At 63.5% G+C, this 16,609-nt stretch carries 18 protein-coding genes; 8 read left to right on the plus strand and 10 right to left on the minus strand.

Annotated features, from left to right (window positions below; all coding sequences use genetic code 11):
* Nucleotides 1–2: 2 nt before the first annotated feature.
* The 3 genes from thrC to HCU76_RS07255 are packed head-to-tail and all read right to left on the minus strand — an operon-like array spanning nucleotide 3 to nucleotide 3,971.
* Nucleotides 3–1,418, minus strand: a complete 1,416-nt coding sequence (gene thrC, locus HCU76_RS07245) for a threonine synthase (protein ID WP_218508885.1) — start codon at nucleotides 1,416–1,418, stop codon at nucleotides 3–5.
* A complete protein-coding gene (locus tag HCU76_RS07250) occupies nucleotides 1,418–2,743 on the minus strand; it encodes a homoserine dehydrogenase (protein WP_213956407.1) in 1,326 nt (441 codons plus the stop codon). Before HCU76_RS07250 ends, thrC begins: the two co-directional genes overlap by 1 nt.
* A 4-nt stretch (nucleotides 2,744–2,747) precedes the next feature.
* Entirely contained in the window at nucleotides 2,748–3,971 is a 1,224-nt protein-coding gene (locus HCU76_RS07255; RefSeq protein ID WP_218508886.1) for a pyridoxal phosphate-dependent aminotransferase, read from the minus strand.
* A 67-nt stretch (nucleotides 3,972–4,038) separates the two neighbouring features.
* On the opposite strand from HCU76_RS07255, the gene HCU76_RS07260 reads away from it, so the two are divergent.
* From HCU76_RS07260 to HCU76_RS07290, 7 genes are all read left to right on the plus strand, one after another.
* A complete protein-coding gene (locus HCU76_RS07260) occupies nucleotides 4,039–4,425 on the plus strand; it encodes an Mth938-like domain-containing protein (protein ID WP_213956405.1) in 387 nt (128 codons plus the stop codon).
* Nucleotides 4,426–4,561: 136 nt separating this feature from the next.
* On the plus strand, nucleotides 4,562–5,038 hold the full coding sequence (locus tag HCU76_RS07265; protein WP_213956404.1) for a peroxiredoxin: 477 nt from the start codon (nucleotides 4,562–4,564) through the stop codon (nucleotides 5,036–5,038).
* A 168-nt stretch (nucleotides 5,039–5,206) separates the two neighbouring features.
* A complete protein-coding gene (locus HCU76_RS07270; RefSeq protein ID WP_213956403.1) occupies nucleotides 5,207–7,003 on the plus strand; it encodes a PhoH family protein in 1,797 nt (598 codons plus the stop codon).
* Nucleotides 7,004–7,286: 283 nt separating this feature from the next.
* Nucleotides 7,287–7,658 carry a VOC family protein gene (locus HCU76_RS07275; protein ID WP_213956402.1) on the plus strand — a complete coding sequence of 124 codons (372 nt, stop codon included), beginning with the start codon at nucleotides 7,287–7,289 and terminating at the stop codon, nucleotides 7,656–7,658.
* 4 nt (nucleotides 7,659–7,662) lie between these two features.
* Entirely contained in the window at nucleotides 7,663–8,115 is a 453-nt protein-coding gene (locus HCU76_RS07280) for an EVE domain-containing protein (protein ID WP_213956401.1), read from the plus strand.
* Between the two features lie 7 nt (nucleotides 8,116–8,122).
* Complete coding sequence (locus HCU76_RS07285; protein WP_213956400.1) at nucleotides 8,123–8,575, plus strand: MGMT family protein; 453 nt, start codon at nucleotides 8,123–8,125, stop codon at nucleotides 8,573–8,575.
* Complete coding sequence (locus HCU76_RS07290) at nucleotides 8,575–9,270, plus strand: YafY family protein (RefSeq protein WP_213956399.1); 696 nt, start codon at nucleotides 8,575–8,577, stop codon at nucleotides 9,268–9,270. The genes HCU76_RS07285 and HCU76_RS07290 overlap by 1 nt, the downstream gene beginning before the upstream one ends.
* A gap of 52 nt (nucleotides 9,271–9,322) precedes the next feature.
* Here the strand turns inward: HCU76_RS07290 and dnaB are convergent, their stop codons facing one another.
* The 7 genes from dnaB to ppsA all read right to left on the minus strand — a co-directional run bounded on the left by dnaB (nucleotide 9,323) and on the right by ppsA (nucleotide 15,570).
* Nucleotides 9,323–10,729: a replicative DNA helicase gene (dnaB, locus tag HCU76_RS07295; RefSeq protein ID WP_213956398.1), complete on the minus strand. Its 1,407-nt coding sequence runs from the start codon at nucleotides 10,727–10,729 to the stop codon at nucleotides 9,323–9,325.
* 181 nt (nucleotides 10,730–10,910) lie between these two features.
* Nucleotides 10,911–11,363, minus strand: coding sequence for a 50S ribosomal protein L9 (rplI, locus tag HCU76_RS07300; RefSeq protein ID WP_213956397.1), 453 nt, complete (start codon nucleotides 11,361–11,363; stop codon nucleotides 10,911–10,913).
* Nucleotides 11,364–11,376: 13 nt separating this feature from the next.
* The gene (gene rpsR, locus HCU76_RS07305) at nucleotides 11,377–11,658 is read right to left on the minus strand and encodes a 30S ribosomal protein S18 (protein ID WP_007830781.1); all 282 of its coding nucleotides are present in this window, start codon (nucleotides 11,656–11,658) and stop codon (nucleotides 11,377–11,379) included.
* Nucleotides 11,659–11,676: 18 nt separating this feature from the next.
* Nucleotides 11,677–11,979 (minus strand): primosomal replication protein N, encoded by a 303-nt coding sequence (priB, locus tag HCU76_RS07310; protein ID WP_213956396.1) that lies wholly within the window; start codon nucleotides 11,977–11,979, stop codon nucleotides 11,677–11,679.
* 4 nt (nucleotides 11,980–11,983) lie between these two features.
* Complete coding sequence (gene rpsF, locus HCU76_RS07315) at nucleotides 11,984–12,361, minus strand: 30S ribosomal protein S6 (RefSeq protein ID WP_213956395.1); 378 nt, start codon at nucleotides 12,359–12,361, stop codon at nucleotides 11,984–11,986.
* Between the two features lie 104 nt (nucleotides 12,362–12,465).
* Nucleotides 12,466–12,939, minus strand: a complete 474-nt coding sequence (locus tag HCU76_RS07320) for a hypothetical protein (protein ID WP_213956394.1) — start codon at nucleotides 12,937–12,939, stop codon at nucleotides 12,466–12,468.
* A 237-nt stretch (nucleotides 12,940–13,176) separates the two neighbouring features.
* Nucleotides 13,177–15,570 (minus strand): phosphoenolpyruvate synthase, encoded by a 2,394-nt coding sequence (ppsA, locus tag HCU76_RS07325; RefSeq protein ID WP_218508887.1) that lies wholly within the window; start codon nucleotides 15,568–15,570, stop codon nucleotides 13,177–13,179.
* A gap of 186 nt (nucleotides 15,571–15,756) precedes the next feature.
* Here ppsA and HCU76_RS07330 point away from each other — a divergent pair, with 186 nt between their 5' ends.
* The gene (locus tag HCU76_RS07330) at nucleotides 15,757–16,578 is read left to right on the plus strand and encodes a pyruvate, water dikinase regulatory protein (protein ID WP_213956392.1); all 822 of its coding nucleotides are present in this window, start codon (nucleotides 15,757–15,759) and stop codon (nucleotides 16,576–16,578) included.
* The last annotated feature ends 31 nt before the right edge of the window (nucleotides 16,579–16,609 follow it).

The raw sequence follows: 16,609 nt of genomic DNA on the forward strand, positions 1-16,609 counted from the left end.
GCTCAGTCACAGTGCGCGGCGATGTACGACTTGACGGCCTTCGCATCGGCGGGCAGCGACATGACCCGCTTGGGCAGCGACTCGATGCCGATGAATCTCTTCGGCCGGTCGGGCTCGTGGCCCAGCGCCTCGACGATGGTTTCGGCGAACTTGATTGGCAAGGCGGTTTCAAGCACGACCATCGGGACACCCGGCACCAGGTGCTCGCGCGCGGCCTTGAGCCCGTCGGCCGTGTGCGTGTCGATGAGCGTGGCAAAGCGCTTGTTGGTGTCGCGGATGGTAGCGAGCCGGTCGGCATGGGTGCTGCGGCTGCTGCGGAAGCCGAAGCGTGCGGCAGCCTGCGCGAAGGCCGGGTCCTGGCTCAGGTCGAAGCGGCCGGTCTTGCCGAGTTCGTCTTCGAACAAGCCACGCAGCCTTGCGCCGTCCCGCCCGACCAGGTCGAACACGAAACGCTCGAAGTTGCTGGCTTTGCTGATGTCCATCGACGGGCTCGACGTCTCGTGCGTGTCGGCGGCCGAACGCACGCGGTAGACGCCGGTGCGGAAGAACTCGTCGAGCACGTCGTTCTCGTTGGTGGCGACCACCAGCGTCTGGATCGGCAGGCCCATCATGCGCGCCACGTGGCCTGCGCACACATTGCCGAAGTTGCCCGAGGGCACGGTGAAGCTCACCGGCTTGTCATTGCTCGCCGTCGCCTGGAAATACCCCGCGAAGTAGTAGACGACCTGCGCCAGCAGGCGCGCCCAGTTGATCGAGTTGACCGTGCCGATCTTGTACTTGCGCTTGAAGTCCAGGTCGTTCGACACCGCCTTGACGATGTCCTGGCAATCGTCGAACACGCCGGCGATCGCGATGTTGTGGATGTTCGCGTCTTGAAGGCTGAACATCTGCGCCTGCTGGAACGGGCTCATGCGGCCTTCGGGCGAGGTCATGAACACGCGCACGCCATGCTTGCCGCGCATCGCGTATTCGGCCGCGCTGCCAGTGTCGCCGCTGGTCGCGCCGAGGATGTTGAGCTCTTCGCCGCGGCGCGCCAGTTCGTACTCGAACAGGTTGCCGAGCAACTGCATTGCCATGTCCTTGAACGCGAGCGTCGGGCCGTTCGACAGCGCTTCGAGGTACACGCCGTCCTCGAGCTCGCGCAGCGGCACGATCTCTTCGGTGCCGAAGACTTCGGCGGTGTACGTCTTCGCGCACAACGTCTTCAGGTCGGCGGCCGGAATGTCGTCGATGTAGAGCGAGAGGACTTCGAAGGCCAGTTCGTGATACGGCAGCTTGCGCCACCTGGCGAGCGTTGCCGTGTCGACTTGCGGATAACGCTCGGGCAAGTAAAGGCCGCCATCGGGCGCGAGCCCTTCGAGCAGGATGTCGCAGAACTTGCGCGGCGTGGTGTCGCCGCGGGTCGAGAGATACCGCATCAGCTCAACTCTTCCTTGCGAATCCGCACGATCGGCGCCAGCACCGTCGGCAGCGCCTGCAACTCCGCCAACGCGTCGTCGACCGTGCCTTCGCGCGTGTCGTGCGTGAGGATGATCAGGTCGGTCTGCGTGGACCCCTCGCCGCCGACTTCGTCGGCTTCGCGCTGCAGCACTGCATCGATGCTGATGCCGGCACTGGCCAGCAACCCGGTCACCTTCGCCAGCACGCCGGCCTCATCGGCCACGCGCAGGCGCAGGTAGTAGCTCGTCACGACTTCGCGCATCGGCAGCACGTCGAGGTGGTCATTCATCGCGTTCGGATGGAAGGCCAAATGCGGCACGCGCTGCGCCGCATCGGCCGTGTGCAGGCGCGTGATGTCGACCAGGTCGGCGATCACCGCGCTCGCGGTCGGCTCGCTGCCCGCCCCCTTGCCGTAATACAGCGTGGTGCCAACGGCATCGCCATGCACCACCACCGCATTCATCGCGCCTTCGACGTTCGCGATCAGGCGCTTGGCCGGCACCAGGCTCGGATGCACACGCAGCTCGATCCCGCCCTTGGCGCGCTTGGTGATGCCCAGCAGCTTGATGCGATAGCCGAGCTGTTCCGCGTACTTGATGTCCTGCGCCGCCAGTTTGGTGATGCCCTCGACATGCGCCTTGCTGAACTGCACCGGGATGCCGAACGCGATCGCGCTCATCAGCGTGACCTTGTGCGCCGCATCCACGCCTTCGATGTCGAAGGTCGGATCGGCTTCGGCGTAGCCCAGGCGCTGCGCTTCCTTCAGCACGGTGGCGAAATCCAGGCCCTTGTCGCGCATCTCGGACAGGATGAAGTTGGTCGTTCCGTTGATGATCCCGGCGATCCACTGGATGCTGTTCGCCGTCAGGCCTTCGCGCAGCGCCTTGATGATCGGGATGCCGCCGGCCACTGCGGCCTCGAAAGCGACCATCACGCCCTTCTGCTGCGCGGCCTCGAAGATCTCCGTGCCGTGCACGGCCAACAGCGCCTTGTTGGCCGTGACCACGTGCTTGCCCGCGGCGATGGCTTCCATCACCAGTTGCTTCGCGATGCCGTAGCCACCGATGAGTTCGATGACGATGTCGATGTCGGGGTTGGCGATCACTGCGCGTGCGTCGCTCACCACCTGCACACCTTCACCGACAGCCGCCTTGGCACGCGCAGTGTCGAGGTCAGCCACCATCGTGATCTCGATGCCGCGACCGGCGCGGCGCTTGATTTCTTCCTGGTTGCGCTTGAGGACGTTGAAGGTGCCGCTGCCGACGGTGCCGATGCCCAGAAGGCCGACCTGGATGGGTTTCATGGATTCAGTCATTTCGATTGCGATAGCGCTCAAGGAACTTCGCGATGCGGTTCACCGCTTCGCGCAGGTCTTCTTCATGGGGCAGGAACACGATGCGGAAATGGTCCGGCGTGGCCCAGTTGAAGCCGGTGCCTTGCACCAGCATGACCTTGGTTTCCTTGAGCAGTTCGAGGAAGAACTGGCGGTCGTCCTCGATCGGGTAAATCTTTGGGTCCAGCTTGGGGAACATGTAGAGCGCCGCCACCGGCTTGACGCAGGTCACGCCCGGGATCGCGGTGATCAGCTCGTAGGCCAGGTCGCGCTGGCGGCGCAACCGGCCGCCTTCGCCCACCAGGTCGTTGATGCTCTGGTAGCCGCCCAGCGCCGTCTGGATCGCCCATTGCCCCGGCACGTTGGCGCACAGGCGCATGTTCGAGAGCATGTTGAGCCCCTCGATGTAGTCCTGCGCCCGCTTCTTGTCGCCCGACACCACGAGCCAGCCCGCCCGGTAGCCGCAGGAGCGATAGCTCTTCGAGAGCGAATTGAAGGTGAGCGTGACCACGTCGTTGCTCAGGCTGGCGATGGCCGTGTGCTTGACGCCGTCGTAGAGCACCTTGTCGTAGACCTCGTCGGCGAAGATCACCAGGCTGTGCTCGCGCGCGATCTGGACGATTCCCTTGAGCAGGTCGACCGAATACAGCGCGCCCGTGGGGTTGTTCGGGTTGATGACCACGATGCCCTTGGTACGCGGCGTGATCTTCGAACGAATGTCGTCGAGGCTCGGCATCCAGCCATCGGCCTCGTCGCAGATGTAGTGCACCGGCCTGCCGCCTGACAGGCTCGACACCGCCGTCCACAGCGGATAGTCGGGCGCGGGCAGCAGAAGTTCGTCGCCGTCGTTCAGCAGCGCATTGGTCGCCATCGCGATCAGTTCGCTCGCGCCGTTGCCCAGGTAGATGTCATCGAGCGCGACGCCGGCAATGCCCTGCTTCTGCGTCTCATGCATCACCGCCTTGCGCGCGGCGAAGATGCCCTTGCTGTCGGAATAACCCGCCGATGCCGGCAGGTTCCGGATCATGTCCTGCTGCACCTCTTCCGGCGCGTCGAAGCCGAATATCGCGAGGTTGCCGATATTGAGCTTGATGATTTTTTGACCCTCTTCCTCCATTTGCTTGGCCGCATCCATGATCGGGCCACGGATGTCGTAGAGCACGTTGGCGAGCTTGGTCGATTTCTTGAGCGTTTTCAAAGGCCCTCCCGGGCGGCTTGTCACTGGGGAAAACCTATAATTTGACCACAGTTCCACACCCCATCTGATGAAGCTCCAGCCCGACAAATCCGACACCCAAACCATCACTGCACACGGCCCGGGCTGGGTCGCGATCAACAACGAGAAGGTCGGTCACAGCGTCGTGGTCGGCTCTCGCGGCGAGCGTTTTGCCTGGGACTGCGAACGTTTCGAGGACTTGAATTCCTCGCATTTCGCGCAATTTGCATCACTGGGCGCCGAACTGGTGATTTTCGGCAGCGGTGTGCGCATTCGCTTCCCCCAGCCGCAATGGCTACAGCCGTTGATGGCCCTGCGCACAGGCGTGGAAACGATGGATACCGCCGCAGCCTGCCGTACCTACAACATCCTTGCGGGCGAGGGACGGCACGTCCTGGCGGCGCTGCTGATCGAGAGCCCAGCCGCGGGAGACTGAGGCATTTCGGGGTAAAATCATGGGTTGCGAAAAAGGCTGGCGGACGCTCACCGCGGGCGCCCAAGGCCGTCCCGGCGGTTTTCGGTAAGCAACGGCCAATCTTCCCTCGGGAACCATAACGGAGAAAACAAGTTTCATGGCGATCGTTGTCAACAAACCCATTCCCGAGTTCGAATCCAACGCGACCGGTGGCATCAAGGTCTCGAACACCTCCCACCTCGGCCACGTGTTGGTGATGTATTTCTACCCGAAGGACAACACACCCGGTTGTACCACCGAAGCCATGCAGTTTCGCGACCGCTACAAGGACTTCGTGAAGGCCGGCGCCACGGTGTTTGGCGTCTCGCGCGACAACATGAAGTCGCACGATGAATTCAAGGCCAAGCTCGAGCTTCCTTTCGAACTCATCGCCGACACGGAAGAAAAAATGTGTCACATGTTCGGCGTGGTCAAGAACAAGATCATGTATGGCAAGAAGGTCAAGGGCATCGAGCGCAGCACCTTCCTGATCGGCGCCGATGGCATCCTCAAGGCTGAATGGCGCGGCCTCAAGGTACCCGGGCATGTCGACGACGTCCTCAAGGAAGTCAAGGCGCTCAAGAAGGCAGCCTGAAACAGTATGTTTCAATCTCGCCACGCGCGAGGTTGACGTGGTAATGCGGCGTGTATAGTGGCCTAATGCTGTTGATCGCAACAACCGCGCTCCCCCAAAAAAGCCGCCCGGCTCGCCAGGCGGCTTTTTTATTTTCTGGTTCCATCACCTTTGCGAGCACACCACTCCATGCCCCTGCCCCCCGCCCCCACGAAGCGTGCCGCCCTTCTTTCGCCCGACGCGCTTGACGCGCCTGCGCATTCGTCATCCAAGCCCTCGCGCCGCAGCAGCGGCAGCCGGCACGCAGAGAATGCGCGCGGCGTGGCGCCGCAGCCGCTGGAATTGTTCGACACCCGCGCGAACGAAGCCGGTGGCCCGGCGTCGAACGAGGTGATGCACCAGGTCGAAACCAAGCCGCGCCCACAACCGGCGCCGGAGCGCATCGTCGAAAGGGCTCCCGAGCCGATGCAGGCACGCGGCCCGCAAGAGCCACTGCCAGTGTCCGTTCCCGCGCCGATCGCACGGCCCAAGGCGGCGCCGCAGGAAAGCCGCCCGCGCCGTGCCAAGTCGAACGGCCCTGCCAAGCTCTTCGTGCTCGACACCAATGTGCTGCTGCACGACCCGATGTGCCTGTTCCGATTCGAGGAACACGACATCTACCTGCCGATGATCGTGCTCGAGGAACTCGATGGCCACAAGAAGGGCACGACCGAGGTCGCACGCAACGGCCGCCAGACCAGCCGCACGCTCGATGCGCTTGCTGGCGCCAAAGGCGCGGACATTGCGAAGGGCCTGCGACTCGACACCACTGGGCATACGGGTGCCGGCGGCAAGCTGTTCTTCCAGACCGAGGTGATGGACTTCTCGCTGCCGAGCAGCCTGCCGCAGGGCAAGGCCGACAACCAGATCCTCGGCGTGGTGCACGCGTTGCGCGACCTGTACTCGCAGGATCGCCCCGGCCATCCGAAGCAGGAAGTGGTGCTGGTGTCCAAGGACATCAACATGCGCGTCAAGGCGCGCGCGCTGGGTCTTGCCGCAGACGACTATCAGAACGACAAGACGCTGGAAGACGGCGACCTGCTCTACTCCGGCTCGCTCGCGCTGCCGCCCGACTTCTGGACGCGCCAGAGCAAGACCGTCGAGAGCTGGCAGAGCGGCAGCACGACTTTCTACCGGATCACCGGCCCGATCGTTCCGAATCTCTACATCAACCAATTCGTGTACTTCGAGGCACCCGGCGAGCCCAGCATGTACGCCCGCGTCACCGAGATCCGCGACAAGACCGCGGTACTCAAGACGCTGAAGGACTACAGCTCCGCCAAAAACGGCGTCTGGGGCGTGTCGACCAAGAACCGCGAGCAGAACTTCGCGATGAATGTGCTGATGGACCCGGAGATCGACTTCGTCACGCTGACCGGCACGGCCGGCACCGGCAAGACGCTGATGGCCCTGGCCTCCGGTCTGACGCAGGTGCTCGACGACCGGCGCTACACCGAGATCATCATGACGCGCGCCACCGTGAGCGTCGGCGAAGACATCGGTTTCCTGCCCGGCACCGAGGAAGAGAAGATGGGCCCGTGGATGGGCGCACTCGACGACAACCTCGAATTCCTGGCCAAGGGCGACGGTGGCAGCGCCGGCGAATGGGGCCGCGCGGCGACCAACGAACTGATCCGCTCGCGCATCAAGATCAAGAGCATGAACTTCATGCGAGGCCGCACCTTCCTGAACAAGTACGTGATCGTCGACGAGGCGCAGAACCTTACGCCCAAGCAGATGAAGACGCTCATCACGCGCGCGGGTCCGGGGACCAAGATCATCTGCATGGGCAACCTGGCGCAGATCGACACGCCCTACCTCACCGAGGGCTCGTCCGGCCTGACCTTCGCGGTCGACAAATTCAAGGGCTGGCCGCACGGCGGGCACATCACGCTGGCACGCGGCGAACGCTCGCGGCTGGCCGATTTCGCCAGCGAAGTGCTCTGAAATCAAGGATCGGGATCGGGTAGCCGAACGCAGAAGGAAGACAAAGGAACGCAAAAGTCGCAGAAGGAGAGAGCTTCCATCTTTTCTTTGTTTTTTGCGACCTCTGCGAGCCTTTGCGACTTCTGCGTTCGGTTCCCGCATCTCGCCAGCACTCCACAATGGGCCCGCTCGTCGCCATCGACGCAGTGGGCTTTTTTGCGACCGGGTGACAGGCTACTGACAATACGCTGTCAGCAGCACCCTCGCACCATGCGGGCTCCCTTCCAACGAAAGAGAGTTTGAAATGAGCAATGCGATCAACTGGTTCGAAATTCCCGTCGCCGACATGGACCGCGCGCAGCGCTTCTACGAGACGGTGCTGGGCCGCTCCTTGCGACGCCAGGATTTCGGCGGTGAACACCTGGCTGTGTTTCCGTACGATGCGCCGGCCACCGGCGGCTGCCTGCAACTCGGCGCCAACGCGAGCGCGGCGCCCGGCGCGGGCATCCGTATCTACCTCGACTGCATGCCCAGCATCGACGCCGCGCTCGCCCGCATCGAAGGCGCCGGTGGTCAAGTCGTTTCGCCGAAATTCGAGCTGCCGCAGGCTATCGGCTTCATTGCCCACATGCGCGACACCGAGGGCAACGAGGTCGGCCTGCACGCGACGGCCTGAGATCATGACGGCACCCCGCAACTGGATCGCCATCGCCAGCGCGGAACATGCGCGCATGGGCCGCGATCATCAGCCGGTCGGCTTCATGCAGGTCGGCCATGGCAAGGGCGCGCCGCTGAAGCGCGTCGCGCCCGCCGACAGGATTGCCTACTATTCGCCGGCCACAGTGTTCGGCGGCGCCGACAAGCTGCAGAGCTTCGTCTCCGTCGGCATCGTCCAGCCCGGCGAGCCGTACACCGCCGAAATGGGCAACGGCTTCGTGCCATGGCGTCGCGATGTCAGGTATGCCAAGGCAACGGAGACGCCGATCGCACCGCTCATCGAGTCCTTCGATTTCGTCGAGGACCCGAAGCGCTGGGGCGCCAGGTTCCGCTTCGGACTGTTCGAGGTCAGCGCGCACGACATGCGCCTGATTGCCGACGCGATGCGGGCCGACCTGCCATCGCTGGCGCTTTGACTCCCGAATGACCGCGCCGAAGAAGAGTTGGACGAGCCGCCTCGCCAGCTATCCGCACCTGCCGAATGTGAAACCCATACCGTTCGCGATGCGCGCGCGCCGCGGCGATGGCACCATCGCCACGCCCTCGCCGCAGGAAGTCGAGGCGGCGATGCGCGGCGTGCCCGAGAGTCGGCTTGCCACCGTGTTCGGCATCGGCGAGGACATCGCGGCGCGGCACCATGCGACCATCGGCTGCACGGTGACCACCGCGATCTTTGCGCACATGGTGGCGCATGCCGTCGAGGAAGCGCAGGGAACGACACCGTGGTGGCGCACACTGAAGATCGGCGGAGAACTCAACCCCAAGTATCCCGGTGGCATCGAGTCGCAAATGCGCAAGCTCGAGGCAGAAGGCCACACCGTCGTGCAGCGCGGCAAGCGCTTTTTCGTCGAAGACTACGAGAGACGACTGATCTGATGCGCCGCGCCGATCGTCTTTTTCAGATCGTGCAACTCATCCGCGGACGCCGCCTGACCACGGCCGCGTTCCTGGCGCAAAGGCTCGAAGTTTCGCAGCGGACGATCTATCGCGATGTGGCGGACTTGCAGCATCAGGGCGTGCCGATCGAGGGCGAGGCGGGCGTCGGCTACCGGCTTGGCGCGGGCTTCGAGTTGCCGCCATTGATGTTCACGCAGGATGAGGCCAGCGCACTCGTGGCGGCCGCGCGCCTCGCGCAAAGCTGGGTCGACGCGGCGATGGCGCGCGACATCGAAAGCGCGCTCGGCAAGATCCTGTCGGTACTGCCGCCCGCGGCCCGCATCTCGGCCGAAGCCATCGCCCTCTATGCGCCGGCGCTGGCGCTCGACGACGCCACGCGATCCCGCTTGCAGACGCTGCGCGAAGCCGTGCATTCGCGCCAGAAGCTGCACCTGGTCTATCGCGACCTGAGCGACGCGCCGAGCGAGCGCACGGTGCGTCCGCTGGGTTGCTTCTATTGGGGCAAGGTCTGGACGCTCTCGGCCTGGTGCGAGATGCGCAACGACTTCCGCGGCTTCCGGGTCGATCGCATCGACATGGCCGAGCCGTTGGCGCAACGCTTCCACGACGAGCCCGGCAAGACCCTGGCGGACTTCATGCGCAAGGTGCGTGCCGAGCGCAACGTGGCCGGATAGAACCGTTCACATGCGCTGGCGGAGATCACCAGGCCGAAGGGACGGCATCGCCCTAGTAATCATGCCCGCCATACCCGGCAAGGTTCTCGAACTTCGTCAGCGGCTTCAGGAACGCCAGCTTCACCGTGCCGGTCGGGCCATTGCGGTGCTTGCTGATGATGACTTCCGCAACACCGGGCTCTTTCGAGTCCTTGTTGTAGTAGTCGTCGCGGTAGATGAACATGATCAAGTCCGCGTCCTGCTCGATGGCGCCGGATTCGCGCAAGTCGCTCATCATCGGGCGCTTGTCGGTACGGCTTTCAACACCGCGGCTCAGCTGCGAAAGGGCGATGACCGGGCACTTCAGTTCCTTGGCCAGCATCTTCAGGCCGCGCGAGATTTCACCCACCGCCGTGGCCCGGTTCTCGTCGTTCATCGAGCTCGACACGCTCATGAGCTGCAGGTAGTCGACCACGATGAGGCCGAGCTTGCCGTACTGGCGCGCGAGCCGGCGCGAGTTCGCGCGCAGTTCACTGGTCGTGAGGCCGGGCGTCTCGTCGATGTGCAGCGAGATGGTTCGCAGCTTCTCGATGGCTTCCGTCAGGCGCGGCCATTCCTCGTCGGTGAGCTTCCCGGTGCGCAGGTGGCCCTGGTCGATGCGGCCGATCGAGCCGACGATGCGCACCGCCAATTGCGAGGCGCCCATTTCCATCGAGAACACGGCCACCGGCAGGCCTTCATTGAGCGCCACGTGCTCGGCGATGTTGATCGCGAGCGAGGTCTTGCCCATCGACGGGCGCGCGGCCAGCACGATCATGTCGCCCGGTTGCAGGCCCGAGGTCATCTTGTCGAACTCATCAAAGCCGGTGCGGATGCCGGTGATGTCGTTCGGGTTGTCGGCCATCTCGGTCACGCGGTCGAGCAACTCGACCACGAGTGAATCCATGCTCTGGAAGCCCTGCTTGCCGCGCGTCCCCTCTTCCCCGATGTGGAAGATCTTCTGCTCGGCCTCGTCCAGGATCTTGTCGACCGGTTTGCCTTGCGTGTTGAAGGCATTGGTCGCGATCTCGTCGGCCGCGCTCACCAGCTTGCGCAGGATCGAGCGCTCGCGAACGATCTCGGCATAGCGGCGGATGTTGCTCGCGCTCGGTACGTATTGCGCGAGCGAGTTGAGATAGGCCAGGCCGCCCATCTCGTCGGCCTTGCCCAGGCTCTGCAGGTTCTCGAACACCGTGATCACATCGGCCGGCTTGCTGCCGTTGATCAGGGTGCTGATCGCCGTGTAGATCAGCTTGTGTTCGTAGCGGTAGAAGTTGCCTTCCTCGAGCAGGTCGGCGACGCGATCCCACGCGCCGTTGTCGAGCAGCAACCCCCCCAGCACGCTCGACTCGGCCTCGATCGAATGGGGCGGGATGCGCAGTTGTGCGACTTGGCGATCGGCCGACGAGTCATTGTCGGCATAGGAAAAAACGGCGGACATGGAATTCCTTGCAACCCGACATGCTAAGGCGCACGGCAGCTTGCGTCATGGGATAACGCTGTGGATAAACAGTGGGATTTCGGTGGAGCGCAAAGGACAACCTGCGCGCCACAAGACAAAGGCCGCCCGAAGGCGGCCTTTGGTTCGAAGCCACCCGAAGGCAGCCCCTGATCAGCGTGACTTAAGCGGTTTCGCCGTACACGGTGACGGTGATGTCGACCACCACGTCGGTGTGAAGTGCAACGCTCACGGTGCTGTCGCCAACGGTCTTGATCGGGCCGTTGGGCATGCGCACTTGCGACTTCACGACCTTGTAGCCTTGCTTGTTCAGCTCTTCGGCGACGTCGTGGTTGGTGACCGAGCCGAACAGGCGGCCGTCGACGCCAGCCTTTTGCGTCAGCTTGATGGCGGTGCCACCGAGCTTCTCGCCCTGAGCTTGCGATTCGGCCAGCTTGGCGGCCGCAGCCTTTTCGAGTTCGGCGCGCTTGGCGGCGAATTCGGCCTTGTTGGCTTCGGTGGCGCGACGGGCGCGGCCCGAAGGGATCAGGAAGTTGCGGGCGTAGCCGTCCTTGACCTTGACGATGTCGCCGAGGGCGCCGACGTTGACGACCTTGTCCAGAAGAATGATTTGCATGGTGTCTGGCTCCTTAGACGCGGTGCTGGTCGCTGTACGGCACCATGGCCAGGAAGCGTGCGCGCTTGATGGCGGTGTTGAGCTGGCGCTGGTAGATCGCGCGCGTGCCGGTCAGGCGTGCGGGGATGATCTTGCCGTTTTCGCTGATGAAGTCGCGCAGCGTGTCGATGTCCTTGTAGTCGATCTCTTCGACGCCAGCGACGGTGAAGCGGCAGAAGCGCTTGCGCTTGAACAGCAGCGACTGGGTGTTGCGCTTCGGGCGCTTGTCTTTGTTGAATTTCTTGAACGTGGCCATGGTTGGACCTCTGAAAAATTAATCTTGCTGAAAATCCTGGATGTGCAAAACCGGATGCTTGCCGTTCCCCGGAGTGGCAAGGAAGCCCTGAAACAACCAGAGACTTCCCATCGCCTGCCTTGCGAGTCGCTCGGCTATTGCGCCGAACGCCACGGCCTTGAGGGCCGCCTTCACCTGCCTTGGTTTTCCGGCCTCTTCGACAGTCGACTCGTGTTCGAGCTTCAGGTCGATGGCGGGCAATCCGGCAGGCGTGTATCGCAAGGTTCCGAGTTCGGCGACGCAGGCAGTCAGGCGGACCTGGTTGGCTGCGGCAGCCTTCACGCCATCAGTTGTTGTTGGCGGCAGCGTATTCGGCCTGTTGAGCCTTGCGGGCTTCTTCGCGCTCGACCGTCTTCATCATCGACGAAGGACCGGTGTCGGCCTTCTTCTTCTGGACGGTGAGGTGGCGCAGCACGGCGTCGTTGAACTTGAACGCGTGTTCCAGTTCGGCCATCACAGCTTGTTCAGCCTCGATGTTCACGCACAGGTAGTGAGCCTTGTTGAGCTTGTTGATCTGGTAGGCCAACTGGCGACGGCCCCAGTCTTCAACGCGGTGGATCTTGCCGCCGCCGGCCGTGATCAGGCCCTTGTAACGCTCCAGCATGGCCGGAACTTGCTCGCTCTGATCCGGGTGGATCAGCAAAATGATTTCATAGTGACGCATGGCGCTCCTTATGGGTCTTCCCTGGGGAAGGGGTTAAGCCACCCGCAGCGTCGTGCGCGGTGTGGCAAGGCAAAGCCGATTATTATAGCCCGGTTTTAGCGGCCTCAGGTTCCCAACGCGTTATCGAGTTCCGCGGCCCTGTCCGGCCCGACGGCAGCGCGGATCCTGGGGGCCAAAGCGAGCAGTTCCTCGTAACTGGACGTGCCTTCGACCGCCAGGTTGAGCCTGAAGCCACGCAGGCCCAAGCTGCCGGAGAGGCGCGTCGCGATCGGATACGCAGCCTTGTATCGGTCCTGGGCAGAGCGACCGTCATTGCTCGCCTCAGCGGTGACGATGACTGGCGAAGCGACGACCTCACCCAGCACGACATCGTGCGTCACGCCGTTGATCGCCCTGAGCATGCCGAGCGAAACCATCTCGTCCAGGTCTTCGCGTGCAATGTTCACGCCGGCAGCTTGAACTTCTTCGATGGTGCGCTTGCCGTCGCAAAGGAAGAATGCCGAGCGCTGGCGGGGCGTAAGCCGGATCGTCCGGTCCCTGAACGCCTGTTGCCCGGCTTCGGTCTTCACGAGAATCATGGCTATCTCTCACGCGATTTGATTCGCAGGAGCCGTGCGGGGTCTTGCGCCCATGGCAAACGGCAGACTTCCATTCCCTGATGACATAGAAGTCTGACACCAAACTGGCAACAAGTTGCAAATTGACACAATCAGTCGCGGCAAATAGCGTCGCAGTGTGATCGATTGCGTAGCGCGAGCAACACAGCGCGTGTCGCCCGGCCCGGCCCGCCTCAGCCCGGGCCGCCTGACGGGCCTTCAGCGCGCCGCGAGTTGCTTCCAGGTGTCGATCACGCTGTCGGGGTTAAGCGAGATCGACTCGATGCCCTGCTCTGCCAGCCACAACGCGAAGTCGGGATGGTCGCTGGGGCCCTGGCCGCAGATGCCGACATACTTGCCTCGCGCCTTGCAGGCCTTGATGGCGCGGCTCAGCATGGCCTTGACGGCAGGATCGCGCTCGTCGAAGTCGGCGGCGAGCAGCTCGAGGCCCGAGTCGCGGTCCAGGCCCAGGGTGAGCTGGGTCAGGTCATTGGAACCGATCGAGAAGCCGTCAAAGTACTGCAGGAACTCGTCGGCCAGGATGGCGTTGCTCGGCACCTCGCACATCATGATGATCTTGAGTTCGTTCTCGCCGCGCTTCAAACCTTCGGCGGCCAGCAGGCCTGTCACGCGCTCGGCCTGGCCCAGCGTGCGCACGAAGGGCACCATGATCTGCACGTTGGTCAGGCCCATCTCGTTGCGCACGCGCTTGAGCGCTTCGCACTCCATGAGGAAGGCTTCGCGGAATTCCTCGCTCACGTAGCGCGCGGCGCCACGGAAGCCAAGCATAGGGTTCTCTTCCTCGGGCTCGTAGCGCGAGCCGCCGATCAGCTTGCGGTATTCGTTCGACTTGAAGTCCGACAAACGCACGATCACCGGCTTGGGCCAGAAGGCGGCGCCGATGGTGGCGATGCCTTCCGCCACCTTGTCGACGTAGAACGCACGCGGCGACGCGTGCCCGCGCGCCACCGATTCCACGGCTTTCTTCAGGTCGACGTCGACATTCGGATAGTCGAGGATCGCCTTCGGGTGCACGCCGATGTTGTTGTTGATGATGAACTCGAGCCGCGCCAGCCCCACGCCGTGATTGGGCAATTGCGCGAAGTCGAAAGCCAGCTGCGGGTTGCCGACGTTCATCATGATCTTGAGGTCGATCGGCGGCATCTCGCCGCGCGTGACCTCGGTGACTTCGGTTTCGAGCAAGCCGTCGTAGATGAAGCCGGTGTCGCCCTCGGCGCAGCTCACCGTGACCAGCGTGCCTTCCTTCAGCAGCTCGGTCGCGTCGCCGCAGCCGACCACGGCCGGAATGCCGAGTTCGCGCGCGATGATGGCCGCGTGGCAGGTACGCCCACCGCGGTTGGTGACGATCGCGGAGGCGCGCTTCATCACCGGCTCCCAGTTCGGGTCGGTCATGTCGGTGACGAGGATGTCACCGGCCTGCACCTTGTCCATCTCACTGATGTTGTGCACGAGGCGCACGGGGCCGGTGCCGATCTTCTGGCCGATGGCACGGCCCTCTGCCAGCACGGCGCCCTTGCCCAGCAGCTTGTAGCGCTGTTCGGCCTTGCCTTGCTGCTGGCTCTTCACGGTCTCGGGGCGCGCCTGCAGGATGTAGAGCAGCCCGTCGGTGCCGTCCTTCCCCCATTCGATGTCCATCGGGCGGCCATAGTGTTCCTCGATGACAAGCGCGTACCTGCCGAGTTGCTCGACGTCCGCATCGGTCAGCGAATAACGGTTGCGCTGCTCTGTCGGCACGTCGGTGGTCTTGACCAGCTTGCCGGTCGCCTTCTTTTCCTCCGGCGTGGCGAACTCCATCTGGATCAACTTGGAGCCGAGGTTGCGGCGGATCACCGAGCGCTTGCCGGCCTTGAGCATCGGCTTGTGGACGTAGAACTCGTCGGGGTTCACGGCGCCCTGCACCACCGTCTCGCCCAGCCCATAGCTGGAGGTGATGAACACCACGTCTTCGAAGCCGGACTCGGTGTCGATGGTGAACATCACGCCGGCCGCGCCGAGGTCGGAGCGCACCATGCGCTGCACGCCGGCGGACAGTGCGACCACGTCATGCGCGAAGCCCTTGTGCACGCGATAGCTGATGGCGCGGTCGTTGTAGAGGGAGGCGAACACCTCCTTCATCTTGTGCAGCACGTCATCGATGCCGACCACGTTGAGAAAAGTCTCTTGCTGGCCGGCGAAGGATGCGTCAGGCAGGTCTTCTGCCGTAGCGGACGAGCGCACGGCGAAGCTGGCTTGCGGGTTGCCGGCGCTCAGCGTGGCGAAGGCATCGGCAATGGCTTTTTGCAAGTCTTCCGGGAAAGGCTGGGCCTCGACCATTGCGCGGATCTCGGCACCGGCCACAGCCAGTGCGCGCACGTCTTCGGTGTCGAGCGCGGCAAGGCGCTTGCTGATCTTGTCGGCCAGGCCGTCATGCGCCAGGAACTGACGGAACGCATGCGCCGTTGTCGCGAAGCCCGTAGGCACGCGCACGCCTTGCGGCAGTTGGGAAATCATCTCGCCGAGACTGGCGTTCTTGCCGCCGACCGACTCGACGTCGGTCATTCTCAGGTTCTCAAACGGAACGACCAGGGCGGTCGCTTCAAAGAGGTCAGACATGGGAAAGCTCCAGAAGTTAAAACCTTTGGGCCATGCCGGCGGCGGCGCACGATCGTTGTCGTTGCTTTGGGTGCGGTCGCGGAGAGCATGGGGAGAAATGAGGCAGGGGGAAACGGATTCCCCATAATTGGCCCGAATTGTAGGCGCCGCACCGTTTCTGCGCGCCGCAAGCAAAGGCAACCCAACATGCACACTCGCACAGTTTTCTTTGTTTCGGACGGCACGGGCATCACCGCAGAGACCTTCGGCAACGCGGTCCTGGCGCAGTTCGAATTGACGCCTCGCCACGTTCGACTGCCTTTTACCGACACGGTCGACAAGGCGCACCAGGCCGTCAGGCGCATCAACCACACGGCCGAGATCGAGGGGCAGCGGCCCATCGTATTCACCACCCTGGCCAACATGGATGTGCTCGAAGTGATCGAGACTGGCTGCAAGGGCATGCTGCTCGACATGTTCGGCACCTTCGTGCGGCCGCTCGAGATCGAACTGGCGATGAAGTCGAACCACCGCATCGGCCGCTTCAGCGACGTGAGCAAGAGCAAGGAATACGACGCGCGCATCGCGGCCATCGACTTCAGCCTGCAGCACGACGACGGGCAGAGCAATCGCGACCTCGATGGCGCCGACGTGATCCTGGTCGGCGTGAGTCGCAGCGGCAAGACGCCGACCTCGCTGTACCTGGCCATGCAGCACGGGCTGAAGGCGGCCAACTACCCGTTGATTCCGGAAGACTTCGACCGGCGGCAGTTGCCACCGGCCCTGCTGCCGCACAAGAAGAAGATCTTCGGGCTCACGATCCAGGCCGAGCGCCTGGCGCAGATCCGCAATGAGCGGCGGCCGAATTCGCGCTACGCGAGCATCGAGAACTGCCGGCACGAGATCTCCGAGGCGGAGGCGATGATGCGGCGGGCCGGCATTCGCTGGCTGTCGACCACGACCAAGTCGATCGAGGAAATCGCGACGACGATCCTGCAGGAGTTGCGGCCGGAGCGGCTGACGTACTAGCGCCGGTCCATGCCCGCCCACTCGGGATGGC

The organism is Variovorax sp. dw_308 (genome assembly GCF_019207085.1).
Lineage (GTDB): Bacteria > Pseudomonadota > Gammaproteobacteria > Burkholderiales > Burkholderiaceae_C > Variovorax.

Bases quoted from the DNA above. Each gene is read 5' to 3' on its own strand.
- thrC (WP_218508885.1), bottom strand. From the start codon at position 1,418: ATGCGGTATCTCTCGACCCGCGGCGACACCACGCCGCGCAAGTTCTGC.
- HCU76_RS07250 (WP_213956407.1), bottom strand. From the start codon at position 2,743: ATGAAACCCATCCAGGTCGGCCTTCTGGGCATCGGCACCGTCGGCAGC.
- HCU76_RS07260 (WP_213956405.1), top strand. From the start codon at position 4,039: ATGAAGCTCCAGCCCGACAAATCCGACACCCAAACCATCACTGCACAC.
- HCU76_RS07265 (WP_213956404.1), top strand. From the start codon at position 4,562: ATGGCGATCGTTGTCAACAAACCCATTCCCGAGTTCGAATCCAACGCG.
- HCU76_RS07270 (WP_213956403.1), top strand. From the start codon at position 5,207: ATGCCCCTGCCCCCCGCCCCCACGAAGCGTGCCGCCCTTCTTTCGCCC.
- HCU76_RS07275 (WP_213956402.1), top strand. From the start codon at position 7,287: ATGAGCAATGCGATCAACTGGTTCGAAATTCCCGTCGCCGACATGGAC.
- HCU76_RS07280 (WP_213956401.1), top strand. From the start codon at position 7,663: ATGACGGCACCCCGCAACTGGATCGCCATCGCCAGCGCGGAACATGCG.
- HCU76_RS07285 (WP_213956400.1), top strand. From the start codon at position 8,123: ATGACCGCGCCGAAGAAGAGTTGGACGAGCCGCCTCGCCAGCTATCCG.
- HCU76_RS07290 (WP_213956399.1), top strand. From the start codon at position 8,575: ATGCGCCGCGCCGATCGTCTTTTTCAGATCGTGCAACTCATCCGCGGA.
- dnaB (WP_213956398.1), bottom strand. From the start codon at position 10,729: ATGTCCGCCGTTTTTTCCTATGCCGACAATGACTCGTCGGCCGATCGC.
- rplI (WP_213956397.1), bottom strand. From the start codon at position 11,363: ATGCAAATCATTCTTCTGGACAAGGTCGTCAACGTCGGCGCCCTCGGC.
- rpsR (WP_007830781.1), bottom strand. From the start codon at position 11,658: ATGGCCACGTTCAAGAAATTCAACAAAGACAAGCGCCCGAAGCGCAAC.
- rpsF (WP_213956395.1), bottom strand. From the start codon at position 12,361: ATGCGTCACTATGAAATCATTTTGCTGATCCACCCGGATCAGAGCGAG.
- HCU76_RS07320 (WP_213956394.1), bottom strand. From the start codon at position 12,939: ATGATTCTCGTGAAGACCGAAGCCGGGCAACAGGCGTTCAGGGACCGG.
- ppsA (WP_218508887.1), bottom strand. From the start codon at position 15,570: ATGTCTGACCTCTTTGAAGCGACCGCCCTGGTCGTTCCGTTTGAGAAC.
- HCU76_RS07330 (WP_213956392.1), top strand. From the start codon at position 15,757: ATGCACACTCGCACAGTTTTCTTTGTTTCGGACGGCACGGGCATCACC.